The 23,208-nt window shown below is 70.0% G+C and carries 20 protein-coding genes and 1 riboswitch; of the genes, 8 read left to right on the top strand and 12 right to left on the bottom strand.

The features are described 5' to 3' along the window. Positions 1-44: 44 nt before the first annotated feature. Genes cobG through cobJ form a run of 4 tightly spaced genes read left to right on the top strand, consistent with a single transcriptional unit; the run spans position 45 to position 4,474 of the window. Positions 45-1,409, top strand: coding sequence for a precorrin-3B synthase (cobG, locus tag BDI24065_RS04755; RefSeq protein ID WP_302479449.1), 1,365 nt, complete (start codon positions 45-47; stop codon positions 1,407-1,409). Beyond that, a complete protein-coding gene (locus BDI24065_RS04750; RefSeq protein WP_174931461.1) occupies positions 1,402-2,028 on the top strand; it encodes a precorrin-8X methylmutase in 627 nt (208 codons plus the stop codon). Before cobG ends, BDI24065_RS04750 begins: the two co-directional genes overlap by 8 nt. After that, positions 2,025-2,759 carry a precorrin-2 C(20)-methyltransferase gene (locus BDI24065_RS04745; protein WP_175030216.1) on the top strand — a complete coding sequence of 245 codons (735 nt, stop codon included), beginning with the start codon at positions 2,025-2,027 and terminating at the stop codon, positions 2,757-2,759. Before BDI24065_RS04750 ends, BDI24065_RS04745 begins: the two co-directional genes overlap by 4 nt. Beyond that, a complete protein-coding gene (cobJ, locus tag BDI24065_RS04740; RefSeq protein ID WP_175030215.1) occupies positions 2,756-4,474 on the top strand; it encodes a precorrin-3B C(17)-methyltransferase in 1,719 nt (572 codons plus the stop codon). Before BDI24065_RS04745 ends, cobJ begins: the two co-directional genes overlap by 4 nt. 6 nt (positions 4,475-4,480) lie before the next feature. Here the strand turns inward: cobJ and BDI24065_RS04735 are convergent, their stop codons facing one another. Beyond that, on the bottom strand, positions 4,481-5,689 hold the full coding sequence (locus BDI24065_RS04735; RefSeq protein ID WP_175030214.1) for an MFS transporter: 1,209 nt from the start codon (positions 5,687-5,689) through the stop codon (positions 4,481-4,483). A 94-nt stretch (positions 5,690-5,783) separates the two neighbouring features. Here BDI24065_RS04735 and BDI24065_RS04730 point away from each other — a divergent pair, with 94 nt between their 5' ends. Together BDI24065_RS04730 and BDI24065_RS04725 are read left to right on the top strand one after the other, a co-directional pair. Further along, positions 5,784-6,686: a LysR substrate-binding domain-containing protein gene (locus BDI24065_RS04730; protein WP_175030213.1), complete on the top strand. Its 903-nt coding sequence runs from the start codon at positions 5,784-5,786 to the stop codon at positions 6,684-6,686. Between the two features lie 258 nt (positions 6,687-6,944). Continuing rightward, entirely contained in the window at positions 6,945-8,300 is a 1,356-nt protein-coding gene (locus BDI24065_RS04725) for a chitinase (RefSeq protein ID WP_175030212.1), read from the top strand. A gap of 116 nt (positions 8,301-8,416) precedes the next feature. On the opposite strand, the gene BDI24065_RS04720 is transcribed toward BDI24065_RS04725, so the two are convergent. The 4 genes from BDI24065_RS04720 to BDI24065_RS04705 form a co-directional block, all read right to left on the bottom strand. Beyond that, the gene (locus BDI24065_RS04720; RefSeq protein ID WP_175030211.1) at positions 8,417-9,160 is read right to left on the bottom strand and encodes an IclR family transcriptional regulator; all 744 of its coding nucleotides are present in this window, start codon (positions 9,158-9,160) and stop codon (positions 8,417-8,419) included. A gap of 60 nt (positions 9,161-9,220) precedes the next feature. After that, positions 9,221-10,387 (bottom strand): acyl-CoA dehydrogenase family protein, encoded by a 1,167-nt coding sequence (locus BDI24065_RS04715; RefSeq protein WP_175030210.1) that lies wholly within the window; start codon positions 10,385-10,387, stop codon positions 9,221-9,223. A 146-nt stretch (positions 10,388-10,533) separates the two neighbouring features. After that, positions 10,534-11,835, bottom strand: coding sequence for a CitMHS family transporter (locus BDI24065_RS04710; RefSeq protein ID WP_175030209.1), 1,302 nt, complete (start codon positions 11,833-11,835; stop codon positions 10,534-10,536). Between the two features lie 124 nt (positions 11,836-11,959). Then, on the bottom strand, positions 11,960-13,132 hold the full coding sequence (locus BDI24065_RS04705) for a CaiB/BaiF CoA transferase family protein (RefSeq protein ID WP_175030208.1): 1,173 nt from the start codon (positions 13,130-13,132) through the stop codon (positions 11,960-11,962). A gap of 277 nt (positions 13,133-13,409) precedes the next feature. Between BDI24065_RS04705 and BDI24065_RS04700 the strand changes: the two genes are divergently transcribed. Further along, positions 13,410-13,652, top strand: a complete 243-nt coding sequence (locus tag BDI24065_RS04700; protein WP_175030207.1) for a hypothetical protein — start codon at positions 13,410-13,412, stop codon at positions 13,650-13,652. A gap of 150 nt (positions 13,653-13,802) precedes the next feature. Continuing rightward, a complete protein-coding gene (locus BDI24065_RS04695) occupies positions 13,803-14,225 on the top strand; it encodes an NUDIX hydrolase (RefSeq protein WP_175030206.1) in 423 nt (140 codons plus the stop codon). A gap of 21 nt (positions 14,226-14,246) precedes the next feature. Here the strand turns inward: BDI24065_RS04695 and BDI24065_RS04690 are convergent, their stop codons facing one another. From BDI24065_RS04690 to cobW, 7 genes are all read right to left on the bottom strand, one after another. Further along, a complete protein-coding gene (locus BDI24065_RS04690; RefSeq protein ID WP_175030205.1) occupies positions 14,247-14,573 on the bottom strand; it encodes a low molecular weight protein tyrosine phosphatase family protein in 327 nt (108 codons plus the stop codon). Between the two features lie 31 nt (positions 14,574-14,604). Further along, positions 14,605-15,177: a DUF1993 domain-containing protein gene (locus BDI24065_RS04685; protein ID WP_175030204.1), complete on the bottom strand. Its 573-nt coding sequence runs from the start codon at positions 15,175-15,177 to the stop codon at positions 14,605-14,607. A 171-nt stretch (positions 15,178-15,348) separates the two neighbouring features. Continuing rightward, positions 15,349-15,801 (bottom strand): YaiI/YqxD family protein, encoded by a 453-nt coding sequence (locus BDI24065_RS04680; protein WP_175030203.1) that lies wholly within the window; start codon positions 15,799-15,801, stop codon positions 15,349-15,351. Positions 15,802-15,859: 58 nt separating this feature from the next. After that, a complete protein-coding gene (locus BDI24065_RS04675; protein WP_175030202.1) occupies positions 15,860-16,468 on the bottom strand; it encodes a vWA domain-containing protein in 609 nt (202 codons plus the stop codon). 68 nt (positions 16,469-16,536) lie between these two features. Further along, entirely contained in the window at positions 16,537-17,613 is a 1,077-nt protein-coding gene (locus BDI24065_RS04670) for an ATP-binding protein (protein ID WP_175030201.1), read from the bottom strand. Beyond that, positions 17,610-21,419: a cobaltochelatase subunit CobN gene (gene cobN / locus BDI24065_RS04665; RefSeq protein ID WP_175030200.1), complete on the bottom strand. Its 3,810-nt coding sequence runs from the start codon at positions 21,417-21,419 to the stop codon at positions 17,610-17,612. The genes BDI24065_RS04670 and cobN overlap by 4 nt, the downstream gene beginning before the upstream one ends. A gap of 6 nt (positions 21,420-21,425) precedes the next feature. Beyond that, positions 21,426-22,514 carry a cobalamin biosynthesis protein CobW gene (cobW, locus tag BDI24065_RS04660; RefSeq protein WP_175030199.1) on the bottom strand — a complete coding sequence of 363 codons (1,089 nt, stop codon included), beginning with the start codon at positions 22,512-22,514 and terminating at the stop codon, positions 21,426-21,428. 330 nt (positions 22,515-22,844) lie between these two features. Then, a riboswitch (cobalamin riboswitch) is annotated at positions 22,845-23,110 on the bottom strand. Positions 23,111-23,208: the final 98 nt, after the last annotated feature.

The following is a 23,208-nucleotide window of genomic DNA, read 5'->3' as shown; positions in this document are numbered from 1 at the left end:
CCCCGTTGAGTTCCGCCCCCGTTTCGATTCCTGCGTCGCCCGTCGTGCGCCCGTCGGCCTGCCCGGGGCTCGTGCGCGTGGTCGCGGCCGCCGACGGCGGGCTGTGCCGGATCAAGCTGCCGGGCGGCCGGCTCGATGCGCGCCAGGCGCGTGCGATTGCCGCCGCCGCGCGTGCATTCGGCTCCGGTGCGATCGACGCGACCAATCGCGCGAATCTCCAGCTGCGCGGCATTCGCGACGGTGCGGCCGACGCACTGACGCGCGCCTTGCTCGACGCGGGCCTTGGCCCCCGCATCGACAGCACCGCGAATGCCACCGCCGACGCGGCCGCGCTCGCCGCGAGCGACGACGTCCGCAATCTGATGCTCAGCCCGCTCGCCGGCCACGATCCCGCCGCGCTCGTCGACGGCCGCGCGCTCGCCGCGCCGCTGTTCGACATGCTGGCGCGCGAGCCGCGCCGTAGCGAGCTGTCGCCGAAATTCTCGATCCAGCTCGACGGCGGCGAATCGGTCGCGGCGCTCGATCATCCGCACGACATCTGGCTGGCCGCATGGCGACGCGGCGACGGCGCAGTGCGCCTCGCGGCCGGGCTGGCCGGCTGCCCGCCGGTCGCGCACGACGACCCACCCGCTTCGATCGATGTCGCGCCCGATCAAGGCGTCGCGCTGGTCCGTGCGCTGCTGCTCGCGTTCCTCGATCTTGCGCCGGCCGACGTCACGCGGATGCGCGCGTTGCTCGCAACATGCGGCGAACGCGCGCTGCTCGAACGCGCACGGCAATACCTGCCCTTCCCGCTTGCAGCCGATCCGGCGCTCACCGGCTGGCGCCGCACGCGCACCGACGCGGCGCTGCGTTTCGGCATGCGCCCGTCGCTCGATGCGGCGCGCTGCAGCATCGGCGCGCAATGCGTGCTCGGCCGGCTCGATGCAACGCAACTGGAGCGGCTCGCCGCGCTGGCAGAAACCGACGGCGACGGCACGCTGTCGATGACGCCGTGGCAAGGCGTGTTCCTGCATGGCGTATCGCTCGAACGCGCGTCGGCCACGCTCGATGCGCTCGCGTCGCTCGGCTTCGTCTGCGCGTCGTCCGACCCGCTCGCGTCGCTCGTCGCGTGCACCGGCAGCGCGGGCTGCGCGAAGGCACGCGCCGACACGAAACACGACGCGCTCGCGCTTGCCGCGCGCATCGGCCACGCGGTCGACGTGCACCTGACCGGCTGCGAGCGCCACTGCGCGCTGCCGCATCCCGCGACGCACACGCTCGTCGCGGTTGCGCCCGCGCACTACGACCTTTACCGGCGCGACGCCGCGGCGGGCCTCGGCGCCCCGCTCGCGCGCCATCTGACGATTGACCAGGCCGCGGCCCGACTGACGGGCGCGCGGCACAGCCAGGACACCACCGATGCTTGACTACATTCGCGACGGGCAGGAAATCTACCGCCAGTCGTTCGCGACGATCCGCGCCGAGGCCGACCTGTCGCAGGTTCCGCCCGACCTCGAGAAACTCGCGGTGCGCGTGATCCATGCGTGCGGGATGGTCGACGTCGTCTACGACCTGCGCTTCTCGGCCGGTGCCGGCACGGCGGGCCGCACGGCGCTCGCGGCCGGCGCGCCGATCCTGTGCGACGCGAGGATGGTCGCCGAAGGCATCACGCGCGCGCGGCTGCCGGCCGACAACCGCGTGATCTGCACGCTCGGCGAGCCCGAGGTGCCCGATCTCGCGCGGCATCTCGGCAATACGCGTTCGGCTGCCGCACTCGAACTGTGGCGTCCGCACCTCGCGGGCAGCGTCGTCGTGATCGGCAATGCGCCGACCGCGCTGTTCCACCTGCTCGACATGATCGACGCCGGCGCCCCGCGCCCCGCGCTGATCCTCGGTTTCCCGGTCGGCTTCATCGGCGCGGCCGAATCGAAGGCGTTGCTCGACGCCGACAGCCGCGGCGTGCCGTACGTCGCGGTGCTCGGCCGGCGCGGCGGCAGTGCGATGGCGGCGGCAGCGGTCAATGCGCTCGCGACGGAGGTCGAATGACGACCGCGCGCGGACGCCTGTTCGGGGTCGGTGTCGGCCCCGGCGATCCTGAACTGATGACGATCAAGGCGCTGCGTGTGCTGCAGGCCGCGCCCGTGGTCGCGTATTTCGTCGCGAAGGGCAAGAAAGGCAATGCGTACGGCATCGTCGAAGCGCACCTGCGGGACGGGCAGACGCAACTGCCGCTCGTCTATCCGGTGACGACCGAGGCGCTGCCGCCGCCGCTGTGCTACGAGACGGTGATCGCCGACTTCTACGACACGGCCGCCGAGATCGTTGCCGCGCACCTCGATGCGGGGCGCGACGTCGCGGTGATCTGCGAAGGCGACCCGTTCTTCTACGGCTCGTACATGTACCTGCACGACCGCCTCGCGCCGCGCTACGACACCGAGGTGATCCCCGGCGTGTGCTCGATGCTCGGCGGCACGGCCGTGCTCGGCCAGCCGCTCGTCTATCGCAACCAGAGCCTGTCGGTGCTGTCGGGCGTGTTGCCCGAGCACGAACTGCGCGAACGGCTCGCGCGGGCCGACGCGGCCGTCGTGATGAAGCTCGGCCGCAATTTCGACAAGGTGCGGCGCGTGCTCGACGAACTGGGGCTCGCGAAGCGCGCGCTGTATGTCGAGCGCGCGACGATGGCGAACCAGCGCATCGTGCCGCTCGACGAAGTCGATCCGATGGCGTCGCCGTATTTCTCGCTGCTGGTCGTGCCGGGGGAAAAATGGCAAGGATGACGACTCCGCCCGCGATCGTGATTCTCGGCGCGGGCGCGCTCGATACCGCGCGGCGCATCCAGGCGCGCTATCCGGGTGCACTCGTGCATGGCCTCGCATCGCGCGTCGCGGCCGACGTGCCGTTCGACGATCTCGGCGCGCACCTGCGTGAACTCTATGCCCGCGGCCTGCCGATCGTCGCGCTGTGCGCGGCCGGCATCGTGATCCGCTGCATCGCCCCCGCGCTGGCCGACAAGGGCGTCGAGCCGCCCGTGCTCGCGGTGGCGGAAGACGGTTCGGCGGTCGTGCCGCTGCTCGGCGGTCTGACCGGCGTCAACGTGATCGCGCGCGAAATCGCCGCATGCGTCGGCGTCGCGCCGGCGATCACGACGAGCGGCGAACTGCGCTTCGGCGCGTGCGTGCTCAATCCGCCGGAAGGCTATGCGCTCGCCGATCTCGCCCAGGGCAAGCGCTTCGTGTCCGATCTGCTCGCGGGCGCGTCGACGCGCATCGACGGCGCGGCGCCGTGGCTCGACGATGTCGCGCTGCCGCGCGATGACGCGGCCGCGCATGCGATCCGCGTGACACCCGATGCATGGCGCGGTACGCGCGACGAACTCGTGATTCATCCGCGCAGCGTGGTGGTGGGTGTCGATGCGCAGGCTATCCACGCGGATGAAGCGCTCGCTGCGCGCATCGATGCCGCACTCGATGCGCAAGGTCTCGCACGGCTGGCGCTCGCGGCCATCGTTGCGCCTGCATCGGCAATCGGCGATGCCGCGCTGGAAGAAGCCGCGCACACGCTCGACGTGCCGCTGCGCTTCGTCGATGCCGATGCCGATGTCGACGCACCAACCGATGCGGCGGCCGCACTGCTTGGCTGCACGTTGCGCGTCGCGCACACGCTGCGTGCCACGACGAACGGCATCGCATGCGCAGTCGCATCGCATCCGGTCGATCCCGCCATGCTCGGCCGTGCGCGCGGCCGCCTGACGGTGCTCGGCCTCGGCCCGGGCGGTGCCGCGTGGCTCACGCCGGCCGCGCGCGCCGCACTCGCCGAAGCGACCGACATCCTCGGCTACACGACCTACGTGAACATGGCCGGCCCGTTCCGCGACGATCAGCGCGTGCACGGCACCGACAATCGCGAGGAGATGCAGCGTGCGCGCCATGCGTTCGAGCTTGCAGCCGAGGGCCGGCGCGTCGCGGTCGTGTCGTCGGGCGACCCGGGCGTATTCGCGATGGCCGCGGCCGTGCTCGAAGCGCTCGACGAAGCGCGCGATCCGCACTGGGCCGCGGTCGACCTGCGCGTGGAGCCCGGCATCTCGGCGTCGCTCGCGACGGCCGCGCAGGCCGGCGCGCCGCTCGGCCACGATTTCTGCGCGATCTCGCTGTCGGACAACCTGAAGCCGTGGGACGTGATCGAGACGCGCCTGCGGCATGCGGCGCAGGCCGATCTCGTGATGGCGTTCTACAACCCGATCTCGCGTGCGCGGCCGTGGCAGCTCGATCGTGCGCTCGATGTCGTGCGCGCGCACCGCACCGCCGATACGGTGGTCGTGCTCGGCCGCGACATCGGCCGGCCGGGCGCGACGCTCACGACGACGACGCTCGGCGCGCTGCGCAGCGACCAGGTCGACATGCGCACGATGGTGATCGTCGGTTCGTCGACGACGCGCCGTTTCGCGATCGGCAACGCGCGCGAGTGGGTCTATACGCCGCGCTGGTATCGCTGAACCCGGCTATCGCACCGGCGTGACGCTGCGCGCGTCGGCAGGCGCGGTGCCGGCCGCGCCGCCGGCTCGCCAGAACCGGTACACGAGCACGCCGACGATGGCCTGCGCCACGACCACGAACGCGACGCAGCCGGCCCATCCCCAGCGATGCCAGCCGGGCACCGGCAGGATCGAGCCGAGGCTGCCGCCGAAGTAATAGCAGGACAGGTAGATGCCGATTGCCGTCGAGCGTGCGCTCGACGCCGCCTGCGAGATGAACGTGTTGGCCGACGCCTGTTCGACGAACACGGCGGTCGAGCTGAGCGCGAGGCCGGCCAGGATCACCGGCACGTTGTCGGACAGCGTCAGCAACGCCCCGCCGATCGCGAGTGCGGCAGCGGCAAGCCCCGGTGCGCGCGGGCCGCGATGCCGCGCGAGGCGCCCGGCCAGCGGCGTCACGACCACCGCCACCAGAAACACCGCATAGATCGCGCCGATCCCGACCGTGCCGAAGCCGAATGGCGCCCGGGCCAGGCGCAGGCCGACGAACGTGAACGTCGCGACCTGCGACGCGAGCACGCATGCGCCGATCGCGAACGACGCGAGCAGCGGGCCGCGCGTGACGATGCGCCACGACGGCCCCGCACCGGCATCCGCATCGTGGTCGGCGCGCCGCGCGATGACACCGGACGCCGGCAGGCTCGCGTAGATCGCGACGCCCGTCACGAGACACAGCGCCGCGACGACGTCGAGCGCATGACGCCAGCCCCACATCGACGTCATCAGATTGGTCGCGAAGCGGCCGGCGAAACCGCCGAGCGTCGTGCCGGCGACGAACAGCGCGCTGATCTCGGCCGACGTGCCGCGATCGAAGCGCTCGGCGATATAGGCGATCGACAGCGCGAAAATAAAGGGCATCACCAGGCCGGCGGCAAAGCGCGCGCCGAGAAACGACGCGAAACTGCCCGCGTGCGCGGACCACACGACCGGCAGTGCAACTGCCACCGCGGCCAGCGAGATCGCGACGCGCCGCTCGATGCGCGCGGCCAGCACGCCGACGAACGGCGCGATAATGGCGACGGCCGTCGTGGTGGCGCTCACGCCCTGCCCCGCGCGCTCCGCGCTGACGCCGAAGGTGGCCGCGAGTTCGTGCAGGATGCCCTGCGTCGAATACAGATTCAGAAACGCGGCGAAGCCGCAGAGAAAGAACGCGATGCGCGTGGTCCTGTCGTTCATCGGAGCTGCCTGGTCGTCGATGCCGACAGTCTGACGAGTGCGCCGCGTGCACGCCAATACCGTTTTCACCGCCATTGATACCGGAACGACAACAATGCTCGACCTGCGCCGCCTCCGTTATTTCGTGGTCGTCGCCGACGAACTGCACTTCGGCCGCGCGGCGTTGCGCCTGCGGGTCGCGCAGCCGCCGCTGACGCGCCATATCGCCGCGCTGGAAAGCGAGCTCGGCGTCCGGCTGTTCGAGCGCTCGACCCGTGCGGTGCGGCTGACGCCGGAAGGCGCCGCGTTCCTCGAGCATGCGCGCCACGTCGTCAGCGCGGCCGCCGAGGCAGAAGCGAGTGCGCGCAAGATCGCGCAGGGCATCGCCGGGCGCATCGTGATCGGCTATGCGAGTTCGATTCCGATGTCCGACACGTTCCCGGACGTGATCCGTGTCGCGAGCCGGACGATGCCCGACGTCGAACTCGCGTTCCGCGAGGCGGCGACCGCCAGCCAGCGCCAGCAGATCGCGGACGGCACGATGGATATCGGATTCGGCTGGGCGTGGGACGGCGCGCCCGGCGTGCCGGTGGCGTCGCTCGTCGTGTCGCGCGAACCGCTCGTCGCGGCCGTGCCGGCCGGCGATCCGCTCGCGGGCCATGAGAGCGTCGACGTCGCGGAGCTTGCGCACGCAACCTTCGTCACCTTTCCACCCGGTTACGGTTCGGCATTGACGGCCGCACTGGACGACCTGTGCGCGCAAGCCGGGTTCGCGCCCAGGATCGGCGCGACCGCGGCACAGATCGCGACGCTCGTGTCGCTGGTGGCCGCCGAGCGCGGCATCGCGATCGTGCCCGGCTTCACGGCGACGCTGCAGCGTCCGGGCGTCGTCTACGTACCGCTTGCCGGCACGCGCGCGGTCGAGCAGATCGTGTCGTGGAACGAGCCGTTCGCGTCGGCGTGCGTCGAGCGCTTCGTCGCGCTGGCACGCTCGCTTGCGCAACCGGCATCGTCCTGATGCGACGCGAACGACGCGCGTCGCGTCGCGCGTGACCGATCGTTCGATCGGGAAAATCACCCGCGTCACGCATGCCGTAACTGTGTCGAATCGGCAAGATCGTTACGTATCGGGAATCAAATAACAAAAAGAACTCCTGACTATTCACTAATCGATGCGAATCCTCCAAGATGGGCACGCCGCCGGCCGGGCATGCCCGGTCGCACGACCGGCGGCGATACGCGGGCCAGCGTATCCCTCTTCCACTTGGAGAACACAATGAACAACAAAGTGTTGCCGCGTTTCATCCCGCGTGCAGTTGCCGCGGGTTGCCTGCTTGCAGTGGCGAGCGTGTCCCAGGGCGCCGGCGTCTATGCGCCTTATGTCGACGTGACGCTCTATCCGACGCCGCTCGTCGACCAGATCGGCGTCCGGCAAGGTATCCAGCAGTTCACACTCGCGTTCGTGGTCGCGGGTAACGGCTGTGTGCCGTCGTGGGGCGGCGTGCAGCCGATCGGCAACGGCGCGAGCGGCGGCCTCTTGACCGCACTGTCGACGTCGATCGCGAGCTATCGCGCGAAAGGCGGTGACGTCGCGGTGTCGTTCGGCGGTGCGAACGGCACGCCGCTGATGCAGGCGTGCACGACGGTGCCCGCGCTGGCGAGCGCGTACCAGACCGTGATCGACACGTACGGCCTCACGCATCTCGACTTCGACATCGAGGGCGTGTCGCAGCTGGACACGGCCGCGGTCGCGCGCAACTTCCAGGCGGTCACGCAGTTGCAGGCGAGCTATGCGGCGAAAGGCAAGCCGCTGCACGTCACGCTGACGCTGCCGACGATGCCGACCGGGCTCACGCAGGACGGCCTGAACATCGTCAACGCGGCGATCTCGAACCAGACCGTGTTCGATGCGGTGAACGTGATGGCGATGGACTACGGCCCCGCGAACCTCGACATGGGTGCGGCCGCGATCAGTGCCGCGCAGGCGCTGTACTCGCAGCTCGATACGGCCTTCAAGTCGGCCGGCCAGCCGAAGACCAATGCCCAGCTGTGGCAGATGGTCGGCGTCACGCCGATGATCGGCGTGAACGACGTGCAGGGCGAAACCTTCACGCTCGCGAACGCGCAGAGCGTGCTGAACGCGGCCGTTGGCAACGGCTACGGTTTCTTCGGCAACTGGTCGGTCGGCCGCGACCAGGCGTGCGCGTCAGGCGGCACGTATGCGTCGCCGACCTGCTCGGGCGTCGCGCAGCAGCCGTACGCGTTCGCGACGATCTTCAAGCAGCTCGACGGCAAGTGGGGCACGGGCGTCACGCAGGACCCGAACTACGGCGGCGGCTCGGACGGCGGCACGCCGCAGCCGGGCGCGCCCTGGGCGGCCGGCCAGGTCTATACGGCCGGCGCGACGGTCACCTATCAAGGCACGACGTACCAGGCGCAATGGTGGACGCAGGGCGACGTGCCCGGCCAGGCCGCCGTGTGGAAGGCCGTGGGCGGCGGCACCGCCACGTGGTCGGCAACGACCGCGTACTCAGGCGGCACCTGCGTGATGTACCAGGGCGCGAAATACTGCGCGAAATGGTGGACGCAGGGCGACAACCCGAGTGCGGGCGGTGTGTGGGTGAAGTCGTGATGCGGCATATCGGCCGTCGCTAGGCTTCAGGCCGGCGCATCGGGGGCCGTTCACGGCGATCGCCAGCTACCGGATCGCCGGCGGACGGCCCGCTGGTCGGCGCGCCCTGCCCGCTTTCAGCCGCGCGCGTGCTCGGCCAGCAGCCTCGCCTTCGCATCGACGAGCCGCGCCGCATGCGTATCGCGATGCTGGCGGATCCGCTCGGTCGGCCCGACCACCGACAACCCGTACCAGTCGCCGTCGAGCGTCAGCGCGACCGCGATCGCCGACAGCTCGGGCGCACTCTCGCCGAAGTTCTCGGCCCAGCCGAGTTCGCGAAACCGCGCGGTTTGCGCGACGAGCGCGGGCAAGTCCGCCACCGTCGCGTCGGTGAAGCGCTCGAACGGCAACTGCGCGCCGAGCGCCTGCTGCGCGTCGCCGTCCAGTTCCGCGAAAATCGCCTTGCCGATCGAGTTCGCATGCAGCGGGCGCAGTTCGCCCGGCGCGCGCGTATAGCGGATCGCCTGCTCCGATTCGACGACGTCGAGGTACGTGACCGAGACGCCCTGGATCTTGCCGAGCACGGCTGTCTCGCGGCTCGCGTCGCGCAGCGCGACGAGATGCGGATGGACGATGTCGACGACCGGATCGGTCGCGTCGATCGCGGCGGCGATCGTCTGCAGGCGGCGCGTCGGATAGTAGCCGCCGCGCTTGCGTACTTCATACAGGTAGCCGCGGCTCACGAGCGTGCGCGCCATCGCGAGGCAGCTCGACGCCGGCACATTGAGCAGGCGCGCGAGTTCGGTGAGCGGCAGCGGCCGCCGTTCGGCGGCGAACAGCTCGAACAGGTCGAGCGTGCGGGCAACGAGTTTGACGTCCATGACGAGCGCTTGAATCGGAACGGGAAACCGCGCGCCGGGCCGGCCGCCGGGTCGGACCGGTCAGTACGACTTCGGCAGCCCGAGCACCTTCTCCGCGATGTAGCACAGGATCAGTTGCGGGCTCACGGGCGCGAGCCTCGGAATCATACACTCGCGCAGGTAGCGCTCGACATGGTATTCCTTCGCGTAGCCCATCCCACCGTGCGTCGCGACGGCCGTCTGGCAGGCCTGGAACGCGGCTTCCGCGCCGAGGTATTTCGCGGCGTTGGCCTCCGCGCCGCACGACTGCCCCGCGTCGTAGCGCGTCGCGGCTTTCATCACCATCAGCCACGCGGCCTCGAGCTGCATCCACGCCTGCGCGAGCGGATGCTGGATCGACTGGTTCTGCCCGATCGAGCGGCCGAACACGACGCGTTCGCACGCGTACTGCGTCGCGCGGCGCAGCGCGGCCTGACCCAGCCCGATCGCCTCCGCGGCGATCAGGATCCGTTCGGGATTCAGCCCGTGCAGCAGGTAGCGGAAGCCGTCGCCTTCGTTGCCGATCAGGTCGCCTTCCGGCACGCGCAGGTTGTCGATGAACAGCATGTTCGAATCGACCGCCTTGCGGCCCATCTTCTCGATCTCGCGCACCTCGACGCGCGACCGGTCGAGATCGGTATAGAACAGGCTCAGCCCGTCGGTCGGCTTCGCGACCCGGTCGAGCGGCGTCGTGCGCGCGATGATCAGCATCTTGTTCGCAACCTGCGCGGTCGAGATCCAGATCTTGCGTCCGCTCAGCACGTAGTGGTCGCCGTCGCGGCGGGCCTGCGTGCTCAGGTGCGTGGTGTCGAGGCCCGCGTCGGGTTCCGTCACCGCGAAGCACGCCTTGTCGCGCCCGGCGATCAGCGGCGGCAGGAAGCGCGCCTTCTGCGCGTCGTTGCCGAACACCTGCACCGGGTTCAGCCCGAAGATGTTCATGTGGACGGCCGACGCGCCCGACAGGCCGGCGCCCGATGCGCTGATCGTGCGCATCATCAGCGCGGCCTCGGTCATCCCGAGGCCGGCGCCGCCATGGGCCGGGTCCATCGCGATGCCGAGCCAGCCGGCCTCGGCGAGCGCCGCGTGGAAATCGGCCGGAAACCCGCCCGCGCGATCGCGTTCGAGCCAGTAGTCGTCGCCGAAGCGCGCGCAGATTTTCTCGATCGCGCTTTCGATCGCGCGCTGGTCATCGGTCAGGTCGAACTGCATGGAATGCTCTCCTGGAAAAGGCTGAGCGGCCGCGCCGCTCTCAAGAAGGAAAACGCCCGGCGGCGTCGAGGCTTCCGCTTCGAAGAACCTCCCGTTGCGGGATTGCCCCCTCGGAGCACCGGCACGAAGCGGCAGGCCTGGGGCGCTCACAACGGAAACACGCCCACGATGACGGCGGCGAACACCATCAGCACCGTGGCGGCAAACAGGAACGGAATCGTGAATTTCTGGTGCTCGGCCAGCTCGACGCCGGTCAGGCCGACGATCAGGAACGTCGCGGGCGTGAGCGGGCTCACCGGGAAGCCCGTCGTCATCTGGCCGAGCAGCGCGGCCTGCGCCATCTGGATCGGCGGCACGCCGAGCAGCTTCGCGCTTTCCGCGAGCACCGGCAGCACGCCGAAGTAGAACGAATCGGGGTCGAACAGCAGGCTGAGCGGCATCGACAGCAGCCCGAGCACGAACGGCATGTGGCGCGCATGCTCGACCGGCACGTGCGCGACGACCACGTCCGCCATCGCCTTCAGCATCCCGGTGCCGGACATGATCCCGGTGAACGCGCCGGCCGCGAGCAGCACGCTCGCCATCATCAGCGCGGCCCTGGCATGCGCGTCGATCCGCTCGCGCTGGGCCTGCACGTCCGGGTAGTTGATCACGAGCGCGGCGACCGTGCCGAGCATGAACATCACCATCGGGTCGACGATGCCCGACACGAGCGTGACGAGCACGACGAGCGTCAGCACGAGATTGATCCGGAAGCGTTCCGGCCGGCGCAATGCGCGCTCGGCGTCGGTCAGCGCGCGCGGCGCGATCGCGAGCGACGCGGCACCGGCACGATCGAGCCCGAGCCGCTTCGCCTCACGCACGCCGAGCACGTAGGCGGTGCCGAACACGAACGCGAGCCCGACGATCTGCACCGGAATCATCGGCATGAAGATCGCGGAACCGGGAATGTGCAGCGCCGCCGACGCGCGCAGCATCGGCCCGACCCACGGCAGGAAATTCACGCCGGCGGCCATCGAAGCGACGCACGCGAGGATGCGGCGATCCATCCCGAGCCGTGTATAGAGCGGCATCATCGCGGGCAGCGTGACGAGAAACGTGACGGCGCCCGAGCCGTCGAGATGGATCAGCAGCGCGAGCAGCGCCGAGCCCATCACGATGCGCGGCGGATGGCAGCCGATCACGCGCAGCACGCCCGCGATGATCGGGTCGAGCATGCCGGCATCGGTGAGGATTCCGAAAAAAAGAATCGCAAAAACGAACATCCCGGCGATCGGGCCGATGTTCTGTACGCCGTGCACGATGAACTTGCCGGTCGCGAGCCCGAAACCGGCCGCGAGCGACGCGGCCACCGGCACGACGATCAACGCGACGAGCGGCGACAGCCGCTTCGTGATGATCAGGCCGAACAGCGCGACGATGGCGATCGCGCCGATCCATGCAAGCATGATGCGTCTCCTCTTCAGCCGGTGCGCCCGCGCGGGGCCCGGCGTGGTGTTCGAATGGTCGGGCGGCACACATGGCCGTGCGGCGCCGTCGGGCGCGCGGCACGGCCGGCGGCAGCGAGGCCGGTCAGTCCCGGCGTGTGTCGTGGTCGCTATCGCTAGCGTTGGCGCTAGCGAACACCTGCGCCGCGTGTTCGTTCAGCGCGGGCGGCGCCCGCCGGTACGTGGCCGGCGTGCGGCCGAGCTTGATCGGCGACGCGATGCCGCGATGCCGGCCCAGCTCGACTTTCATCTGCCGATGCGCGACATGCGGATGGTCGAGCGCCGCATCGAGCCCGAGCACCGGCGCGCACGGCACGCCGCGGCGCATCAGCTGCTCGGCGAGTGCCGCGCCGTCGTGTCCGGCCAGCGCCGTCTCGAGCAGCGTGCGCAGTGCGGCGCGGTTCGCGCTGCGCGCACGGTTGTCCGCGAAGCGCGGATCGTCGAGCCAGTCGCGCGTGCCGAGCACGTCGCACAGCCCCGCGAACTGCCCGTTGTTGCCCACCGCCAGAAAGATGTCGACGCTCGCCGTCGGAAAGCTGTCGTACGGCGTGATGTTCGGATGCGCATTGCCGGAGCGTACGGGGGCATGCCCCGAATGGAAGAAGTTCGGCGTATGCGGATGCAGGATCGACAGCGCGCAGTCGAACAGCGTCGATTCGACGAACTGGCCGCGGCCGCTCGCGTCGCGCTCGCGCAGCGCCATCAGCACGCCGAGCGCCGCGTTCAGCCCGGTCACGAGATCGACGATCGGCACGCCGACCCGCAGCGGCGCGCCGCCGGCTTCGCCATTGACGCTCATCAGCCCCGCGAGCGCCTGCACGGCCGCGTCGTAGCCGGGCAGCCCGCCGAGCGGGCCGTCCGCGCCGAAGCCCGACACGCGGCAATGGACGAGGCGCGGAAAGCGCGCATGCAGCGTGTCGAAGCCGAGCCCCCAGCGCTCCATCGTGCCGATCTTGAAGTTCTCGACGATGGCGTCCGCATGTTCGAGCAGGCCGAGCAGCCGCTCGCGGTCGGCCGGTTGCGTCAGGTCGAGCGCGATGCCGAGCTTGTTGCGGTTCACGCCGAGGAAGTACGACGCGGTATCGCCGTCGAACGGCGGGCCCCAGGTGCGCGTTTCGTCGCCGGACGGCGGCTCGACCTTGATCACCTCCGCGCCGTGGTCGGCCAGGATCTGCGTTGCATACGGGCCGCCCAGCACCCGCGACAGATCGATGATGCGCAATCCCGCCAGCGCGCCCTGCTGCTTGTGTTCCGCCATGCGTCCCGCTCCTGGTTCCGGTTGATCGGACTGCCGGTTCCGGCAGGCCCGGCGCCTGCGGCGCCACCTTCCGGATGCGATGAATAATTCTTGTGCGTGAATTTATATTCACACTCAGGAATTATGTTGTCAACCCCGGCGGCACCCTGAGGGCGTGCGGAAGATGCCGTCGTGCGCAAGTGGGGGCGACACCGAACACGGGCCGGTTGCGGGGGCGCCCCGCCTTTCGCTAAGCTGGCGGGCAATCTTCATCTCAAAAAAATCGGGCGGATTATTCATGAAACGGATGCTGCTGGCGGCCTTCATGCTGGCGTCGACGCTGGGCGTCGGACACGCGCAAACCCAGACCTTCCATTTCGGCGAAGGACAGACCGGGATGGCGGGCGCTGCGCCGAGCGCACGGCCCGCGCCCGCGCGCCGGCACGTAACGCCGCCGCCCCGCCATCGGCGAGCCGTTCACAAGCGCCGCCAGCCGCGCCACGCGAAGCCGACGCGCAGCGGGATCTATACGCACGCGTGACACGTTTTCCGTCCCGCGACACCGTGCACGGAACTGTCATGAACGGCCGCTAACATCGATGCGGCTGCCTGTACGCCGTCGCGGCCTGCTGCCGGGTCACGCGCCGCCGACGCGCATTTTCTCCACGATTCAGCACCTGTTTTACCGAACATGAGTACCGGGCTGGACACTCTCGCCGTCATCAAGGAACGCGCCACGATCGTGTGCCGTCAGCGCAGCAGCGTGCTGCTGGTCGCCCGCACCGCGTCGCGTTGGTCGCTGCCGGGCGGCACGATCCGGCGCGGCGAGACGCCGCTCGATGCTGCACTGCGGGAGCTTGCCGAGGAAACGCGGCTGGAGGGGCTCGTACTCGACTACGCGGTGCAGTTCGGCGGGCTGACGAAGCTCCATCACGTGTTCGTGGCCGACGTGCCGGCGCACCTGACGCCGCGTGCGAGCAACGAGATCGCCCGCTGCAAGTGGTTCACCGTCGACCGGCTCGACACGCTTCGTGCGAGCGTGCCGACGCGCAAGATCATCGAGCTGCTGCGTCTCGACTGTTTTACTGCGATCGCGAACGGCCGGCTACGCTGACGGCCCCGTCACCCGCGCCGCTCACGTGCGCAGGAACGGGCCGGCCTTGCGTTCGAGCAGCATGACGAGTTCGGGCTGCATGTACGCGTAGCGGTCGGGAATATCGAGGCAGACGATCTTCTTGTGCCGCAGCTGCGCGCCGTATTGCGCCGCCAGCCTCGCCTTGTGCGCACGCTCCATCACGAATACGACATCGGCCCAGTCGAGCTGCTCGGCGGACAGGCGCGTGTCCGCATCGGGCGCGAGGCCCGCCGAGTCGGTTTCGACGCCCGGCCACGCGGCGAATACCGCTTCGGCCGTCGGACTGCGCAGCCGGTTGCGGCTGCAGATGAAGAGTGCCCGCGTCATGTCGCTTCGAGGTTGCCCGGCGCCTGCCGGCTCACCCCTGCGGAATCGTGCCCGGACGGACGTACGCGAGCATGTGCGGCACGTAGTCGGCCTTGCCGAGTTCGACGCCATGGTGGCGCAGGATCGCGTATGCGGCGATCGCGTGGAAGGAGAACTGCGGCAGCGCCCAGTCGCGCGCGTACTGCTCGCCCGTCATGTCGAACGCGATCCCGTTCGGCATTTCGAGCGCGATCGGCAGCGCGGCACCGCCATCGAGCTCATCCGGCGCGAGTTCGCCGAGAAAGGCGAGCGTGCCGGCGATGATCGCCTGCGCGTCGGCGAGCGTGCCGGGCTGCGCATCCGCATTCCATCCCGCCTCGCGCAACGCGAGCAGTGAAGCCGGCACCGGTTCGCCGCGCAGCCGGTGGACGGGCTCCGTCGCCTGGAAGCACGAGAAGCGCACCTGTGCCGCGAGCGGGTACATGTCGGGCGCAAGCCTCAGTGTCATCGCCGCGTCGGGCGATTCGCCCGCGGCCTGCCGATGTGCGACGGCCTTGTCGAGCCACGCGGATTGTGCGCGCAGCATCTGGGTGAAGGTCGGAACGAGAAGTTGAGTCGGTGACACGCGTGCGCTCCTGTGTTGTGGTTTGCGCCACGATAGCAGCGTCGGCGCGAACGTGCATCCCCGCAGGGGCAATGAGCGCGATTCAATGCGGATTCGGTGATGTGGCGCATGGCGCGTGCGCGTGCCGCCCCGCGCAGGACGATCACGGCACGCGGTCGTCTCGACCCGACCTCAAGGCTTGCCGTGCCGCGCCAGGAACCGGTCGAGCTGCGATGCGAACGCCTTGCCGTCGCGCGCGCTGAACGGCGCCGGCCCGCCCGTGTCGATGCCGGCGCTGCGCAACTGATCCATCATCGCGCGCGTCGACAGGCGTTCCTCGATGTTCTCGCGGCTGAACCAGTTGCCACGCGGGTCGAGCGCATGCGCGCCCTTGTCGAGCACGGCAGCGGCCAGCGGAATGTCCGCGGTGATCACGAGATCGCCGGCTTCCACCATCTCGACGATGCGAGCATCGGCCACGTCGAAGCCGGCCGGCACCTGCACTGCCTTGATGAACGGCGACGGCGGCGTGCGCAGAAACTGGTTCGCGACCAGCGTCACGCAGATTTCGGCACGACGCGCGGCGCGAAACAGCATGTCCTTGATGACGGCGGGACACGCGTCGGCATCGACCAGTACTTGCATGGCGGGTGTTTCCAGTGAGCAGCAGAAGCGGCGATCATAACGCACCGACGGCCGGCCATCAGCCGGCGCGCCCCGTGTACAGCGCGTCGGCCGCCACCCACTGCGCGCCCCATGCCGCGGCCAGCCGCGCGCCCTGCCCGATCCGCACGGCCGCATCGTCGAAGTCGACGAACACGACGTGATCGGCCGCCGCGGGTTTCGCGGGCATCTCGTGCGTGCGTCCGTCGGACAGCACCCACAGCCAGCGCTGCTTGCCCGGCTCGCGCCGTGCCGCGTGCACGAGCAACTGCGCGGCGGCCGCGATGCCGTCCGCGAGCGGCGTGCCGCCGCCGCCTTCGACCGGTTCGAGCCAGCGCGCATTCCACCAGCGCGGGACGGCCGGGCCGAAGCGGCGCGCTGCGCCATTGCCGCCGAAGCAGATCAGCGCGGTTTCGACACGGTCGCGCGCGGCCTGGTCGAAATACGCGACGATCAGCCCCTTCGCCAGCGCGAGTCGCTCGTGCGACAGCATCGACGCCGAGCAGTCGAGCACGAAGCAATGCAGCGCGTCCGGCGTGCCGGCGCGCTTCCGGAAGCGCAGATGGCTGTGATGCAGCGGGCCGCCGCGTTTCGCGGCGAGCGTCGCGGGCCATGCAACGGCCGCGCCCGTGCGGGCCGTACCCGGCACGCGCGCGGCTGCGCCTGATTGCCATCGAGGACCGCGAACGGCGTTCGCAGCGGCGTCGGCTCGATGGCTCAGCGTTTTTTTAGCGGCAGCGGCACCACGCCTTTCACGTCGCGCAGCCCGGCCGGTTCGGGCGGCAGGTAGCCCCAGTCGCCCTGTGATGCCGTGGCATCGTTCTTCGCCGCGCCCGGCGGATCGTCGGGGCGCTCACGCGCATCGGGCGGAGAACGGCCGTCGCGCTCATCGCGGTGCTGCGACGACGCGGACGATGGGGGCGTGCCCGCATGGCGCCGGTGCCGCAGCACCGCGTCGGCCACACGCTCCACATGCGATACCGTCACCGCATCGGCCTGCTCCAGTGCGGCGAGCGCGCGCGCCGCGCGCAGCATCACGAGATCGGCGCGCAGCCCGTCGACGGCTGCGTCGATGCACAGCGCACCGACGCGCGCGTGAACCGTATCGTCGAAATCGAGCGCCGCCAGCCGTGCGCGCGCCGCGTGAATCCGGTCGCCGAGTGCGCGCTGCGCGGATGCATGACGTGCGCGGAACGCATCCGGATCGAGATCGAACGCGAGCCGCGCCTTCACGATCCGCTCGCGCTGCGCGGCGTCGAAGCAGTTTTCCAGCTCGACCATCAAGCCGAAGCGGTCGAGCAGCTGCGGACGCAGTTCGCCCTCCTCGGGATTCATCGTACCGATGAGCACGAAACGGGCATCATGCGCGTGCGACACGCCATCGCGTTCGACGATGTTCACGCCGCTCGCGGCGACATCGAGCAGCGTATCGACGAGCCCGTCGGCGAGCAGGTTCACTTCGTCGACATACAGCACGCCGAGATGCGCCCTCGCGAGCAGGCCCGGGCGGAAGCGCACGCCGTTTTCAGCGAGTGCATGCGCGAGATCGAGCGTCCCCGTCACCTGCTCGTCGCTCGCCGACAGCGGCAGCGTGACGAACTGCCCTTCGGGCAGCAGCTCCGCGAGGCCGCGCGCCGCGGTCGATTTCGCGGTGCCGCGCGGCCCGCTCACGAGCACGCCGCCGAGCGACGGGTCGATCGCGGCGAGCAGCAGCGCCTGCTGCAGCGCATCCTGCGCAACGAGCGCCGCAAACGGAAAAACCGCGCGGGCGCGGTGCGTCGTCGGATCGGTCATCGCCGTCCCCCTTCCTGGAGTTGTTCGCTCGCGAGCCAGACCGCTTCGATCCGTTCGCGATACTCGCCCGGCTGCTGCCACAGGCCGCGCTGCATCGCCTCGACGAAGCGTTCGCAGATGTCGTGCAGCGCCTTCGGATTGTGCCGTTCGAGGAACGCGCGGGTGGCGTCGTCGAACAGGTACGCGTCGGCGACGAGCGCGTACTGGTGGTCGGACAGCACGCGCGCGGTCGCGTCATAGCCGTACAGGTAGTCGACGGTCGCGGCCAGCTCGGCCGCGCCCTTGTAGCCATGGCGCTTCACGCCGTCGAGCCATTTCGGGTTGACGACGCGCGAGCGGATCACGCGTGCGATTTCCTCCCGCAGCGTGCGCATCTTCGGCGCGACCGGGTTCGCGTGGTCGCCATGGTAGATGCTCGGCTGCTGCCCCGACAGGTGCCGCACGGCGGCCGTCATCCCGCCCTGGAACTGGTAGTAGTCGTTCGAATCGAGGATGTCGTGCTCGCGGCTGTCCTGGTTCTGCACGACGACGTCGATCGTCGCGAGCCGCTCGCCGAACACGTCGGCCGCGGCGTCGCCCGCGCTGTTCTGCGCATATGCATGGCCGCCCCACCGGCGGTACGCATCGGCGAGATCGGCGTCGGTCTGCCAGCGGCGCTGGTCGATCAGGTCCTGCAGGCCCGCGCCGTAGCTGCCCGGTCGCGCGCCGAACACGCGCCAGCCGGCGCGGCGCCGCGCCTCGTCCGGCGCCACGCCCTGCGCGACCCACTTCGCGCGTTCGCGCTCGATGCGCGCGCGGATCGGGTTCAGTTCCTCGGGCTCGTCGAGCGCGGCCACCGCCTGCACGGCCGCGTCGAACAGGTGCATCAGGTTCGGGAACGCGTCGCGGAAGAAGCCCGACACACGCAGCGTCACGTCGATGCGCGGCCGGTCGAAGATCTCGATCGGCAGGATCTCGAAGTCGGTCACGCGGTGGCTGCCATGCGCCCATTTCGGCCGCACGCCGAGCAGCGCGAAAGCCTGAGCGATGTCATCGCCGCCCGTGCGCATCGTCGCCGTGCCCCAGACCGACAGGCCGATCGCGCGCGGATAGTCGCCATGATCCTGCAGATGGCGCTCGATCAGTTGCTGTGCGGATTTCAGGCCGAGCGACCATGCGGCCTGCGTCGGCACCGCGCGCGTGTCGACCGAGTAGAAATTGCGGCCGGTCGGCAGCACGTCGGGGCGGCCGCGCGACGGCGAGCCGCTTGGCCCCGGCGGCACGAAGCGGCCGTCGAGCCCGCGCAGCAACTGGCGCATTTCCTCGCCGCCGCACGCGTCGAGCGCGGGCAGCAGCGTCGCGCGGACGCGCTCGATCACCGCGAGCGTGTGCGGCCAATCGCCGGGGGGCGTCGCGTCGGTGGCCCTGTTGCCGTCGCTCGTTGCGCACAGCCCGTCCAGCCATTGCTGCGCGAGCCGTTCGAGCCGCTCGCGCGTATCGCCCGCATGGCGCCACGGCGATGCGTCGAGCGCCTGCAGGATCGCCGGTCGCGGCCCGGCCCACGGCGCGGCCCAGTCGGCCGCGAGCGGATCGAAGTCGTCGCCGAGTGCGAGATCGCGTGCCAGCGCACCGATCAGTCCGGCGCGCGTGCCCTTGCCGTCTCCAATCGGAAAGCGCGCGAGCGCCAGCAGCGTGTCGCGCCGTTGACGATCGATCGGCGATTCGCCGAACACATGCAACCCGTCGCGGATCTGCGCTTCCTTCAGTTCGCACAGCCACGCGTCGACGCGTGTGAGCAGTGCATCCTCGTCGCCCGTATCGCGCGGCGGCGACACGCTCAGCTCATCGTGCAGCCGGTGCTCGGCGATCGTTGCGAGGATCGTCTTGCGCAGCAGCTTCGCGCGCCGCGCATCGACCATCAGCGCTTCGTAGTATTCGTCGACCTGCCGCTCGAGATCCTGCAGCGGGCCGTAGTTTTCCGCACGGGTGAGCGACGGCATCAGGTGATCGATGATGACGGCCTGCGCGCGGCGCTTCGCCTGGCTGCCCTCGCCCGGATCGTTGACGATGAACGGGTACAGGTGCGGCAGCGGCCCGAGCGTCAGGTCGGGCCAGCACGCGTCGGACAGCGCAACGCTCTTGCCCGGCAGCCATTCGAGGTTGCCGTGCTTGCCGAGATGGATGACCGCGTCGATGCGGTACGCATCGCGCAGCCAGAAATAGAACGCGAGATACGCGTGCGGCGGCACGAGATCCGCGTCGTGGTAGCTCGCGTAGTCGTTCTCGCCGCGCGAGCGCGACGGCTGGATACCGACGAACACGTTGCCCGCGCGCCAGCCGGCGATCGTGAAGCGCCCTTGCCGCAGCGTCGGGTCGGCTTCGGGCGGCCCCCAACGTTCGTTCAGCGCGTCGCGCACGGCAGCAGGCAGCCGCGCGAAACGGGCGACGTAGTCGGCCAGCGGGAAGCTCTGGAACGCGGGGCGCAGCGCATGCACGGCCGCGTCATTGGTCACGCCTTCGGTGAGCCGCGCGATCAGCGCGTCGCCGTCGGGCGGCAGGTCGGCCACCGTGTAGCCCGCGTCGCGCAGCGCCGCGAGCACGCGCAGCGCGGACGCCGGCGTGTCGAGCCCGACGCCGTTGCCGATCCGCCCTTCGCTTTGCGGATAGTTCGCGAGAATCAGTGCGACGCGCTTGTCGGCGTTGTCGAGCGTGCGCAGCCGGCACCAGCCGCGCGCGAGCGCCGCGACGAACGCGATCCGCTCGGCGTCCGGCTGGTAGCGCACGACGTCGACCTCGGTGTGCGGGCAGCGGTACGCAAGCCCCTTGAAACTCACCGCGCGCGTGACGATGCGGCCGTCGACCTCGGGCAGCGCGATGTGCATCGCGATATCGCGCGCATGCAGGCCCTGGTTGTCGGCCACCCACGCGTCGCGATTGCCGCCGGACAGGATCACCTGCAGCACCGGCGCGTCGCCGGCGAGCACGTCGTGCTCGGGGCTGTCGATCGCGCCGGCCGCGAATGCGGTCGTGTTCAGCACGAGCGCGACGTCGTGCGTGTCGCAGAGCGCCGTGATGACTTCGCGGCTCACCGCGTCCTTCAGCGACGTGACCGCGATCGGCAGCGGATTCAGCCCTGCCTCGACGAGCGCATCGGCCAGCGCGTCGAACACGGCCGTGTTCGCGGCCTGCCAGTGCGCGCGATAGAACAGGATCGCGACGACGGGCGCACCGGGCGTCCAGCGCGGCCGCCAGTCGTCGACGCTCGCGCGGTCGCGCGCCGGGTGATACAGCGCGGCGGCCGGCAGCGGGCGCGGCAACTCGGGCGCTTCACCGAACCCGAGGGTGTGGAATGCAATGCTGCGCAGCAGCGCCTCGGCGTTGTGCACGCCGCCTTCCCGCAGATAGCGCCACCACAGCCGGCACAGGTCGGGCGCGACGGTGCTTTTCGCGACGAGGTTCGGGTCTTCCTGCAGGTCGCCCGAAAACATCGCGAGCGACTGCTTGCGCTTCGACGCGAGCGACACGGCCTGCTCGATCCCGTACGGCCAGTACGCCTCGCCGCCGAGATGATCGATCACGACCGACTTCGCGTGCTGCAGCACGTCGTCGACGTAGAAGTCGACCGACGCCGGCTGCCGCAGGAACGTGACGTTCGCGAGCCGCACGCTCGGGAAGCCGGCCGGCAGGAGCGGCACGACGCTCGCGAGGAGCGACAGCGTCGTGTCGGCCGAGCTCAGGATCACGATGTCGGCCGGCTGCTGGTCGATCCGGACGACGCCCTGGGTATCGTCGACGAAGCCGCCCGGCGTGGTGCGCAGCAGATGCATCGTGCGTTACGCCTGTTGCGGCTCGGCTGCGCACGCGGCGTCGAACGCGCGTTGCAGCACGGCCGCGTCGAGATCCTCGCCGATCAGCACGAAGCGGCTCGCGCGCGTTTCGCCGTCCTGCCAGCGACGGTCGAAATAGCTGTCGAAGCGGCGGCCCACGCCCTGGATCACGAGGCGCATCGGCGCGCCGGGCAATGCGGCGAAGCCTTTCGCGCGGTAGATCGTGTGCGCTTCGACGACACGCTGCAGCGCGGCGATCGTCGCTTCGCGCGTGCCGGCGTCGCCCGACACGACCACCGAGTCGAAATCGTCGTGATGGTGATCGTGATCGCCGTCGTCGGCCGAGCCGTGATGGTCGTGACGCAGGTGGATCGTTTCTTCCGATGCCGATTCGAGGCCGAGCAGCATCGCGAGGTCGAGCTCGCCGCGCGTCGCGCGCACGATCTTCACCTGCGGCGGGATCTCGTCGCGGATCGCGGTTTCGATCTGCGCGAATTCCGCATCGCCGACGAGATCGGCCTTGTTCACGATCACGAGATCGGCGGACGACAGTTGATCGGCGAACAGCTCGTGCAGCGGCGATTCGTGGTCGAGGTTCGGATCGGCGCGGCGCTGCGCGTCGACGGCCTGCGGGTTTTCCGCGAACTGGCCGCTTGCGGCGGCCGGCCCGTCGACGACGGTCACGACCGCGTCGACCGTGAAGCTGTTGCGGATCGTCGGCCAGTTGAACGCCTGCACGAGCGGCTTCGGCAGCGCGAGGCCCGAGGTTTCGATCAGCACGTGGTCGATGTCCGCGCGGCGCTCGACGAGCGCTTCCATCACCGGATAGAACTCTTCCTGCACGGTGCAGCACAGGCAGCCGTTCGCGAGTTCGTACAGCTGGCCCGCCGCTTCGCCTGGCGCGCCGTCGGCATCCTCGCAGCCGATGCCGCAGCCCTTGAGGATTTCGCCGTCGATGCCGAGCTCGCCGAATTCGTTGACGATCACCGCGATGCGGCGGCCTTCGGCGTGCTGCAGGATGTGGCGCATCAGCGTCGTCTTGCCGCTGCCGAGAAAGCCCGTGACGATCGTGACGGGAAGCTTGCGCATGGTCATGGTAGGTCCTGTGTCGAAAATGGAATCAGCCCGGGATCGTCGCGTCGATGGCGGCATGGCAGTTCATCTGGCGGATCGAAGGCAGGCCGCCGTGCGATCCGGACGGACAGTCGCGGGACGGGCGGGACGACGAAGCGGACATGGTGCTTCCTTGCGAACGGTCGACATCGTGAATGCCAACACGGCTGCCGCCGGCCCGGCTCGCGCTGCCTGCTCTTCGCCGCAGCGGCCGGCGCGGGTTCGCGCACGGGCAGAACGGCGGAGGAAGCGGGCAACCCGCGGGCGTCGGGCCTGCTGCGGCCGTGGACGATGCGCCGCCTCCCCGCGGCGCTGAACCCCAACGTTTAGGCCGGTATCCGGGCTGACGAACACGCCGCTTCGCCTTCCCGGATGCGCGCGGCATCCAGTGGCGGTCGTCCGCATGCGCGTGGCATGCAGCGAAGCGGCGTTGCGTGGCGCATGGGCGCGACGCGTTCGCTTACCGTTGCGGGGGCAGCACAGGTTGGCTCGACTGCGGCGCAGGCAGGCTCCCTGTTTCCCGTTTAACTGCGCGCGCCGGAGCGGCACGCGCGAGCACCAAAACGCGTGCGAGTGTAGGCGGCGGTGCGGGGAGCGTCAAGGCGGAGCGGGCCGTCGGGCCCCGTTTCGCATCGCCGGCACGCGTGGCCGGAAGCCGTGCGCGGCGGTTCGCGCG

The organism is Burkholderia lata (assembly GCF_902499025.1).
GTDB classification, from domain to species: Bacteria; Pseudomonadota; Gammaproteobacteria; order Burkholderiales; family Burkholderiaceae; genus Burkholderia; species Burkholderia lata_C.
The sequence above is the reverse complement of the archived record's forward strand: the minus strand, read 5'-3'. Positions and strand labels throughout refer to the sequence as shown.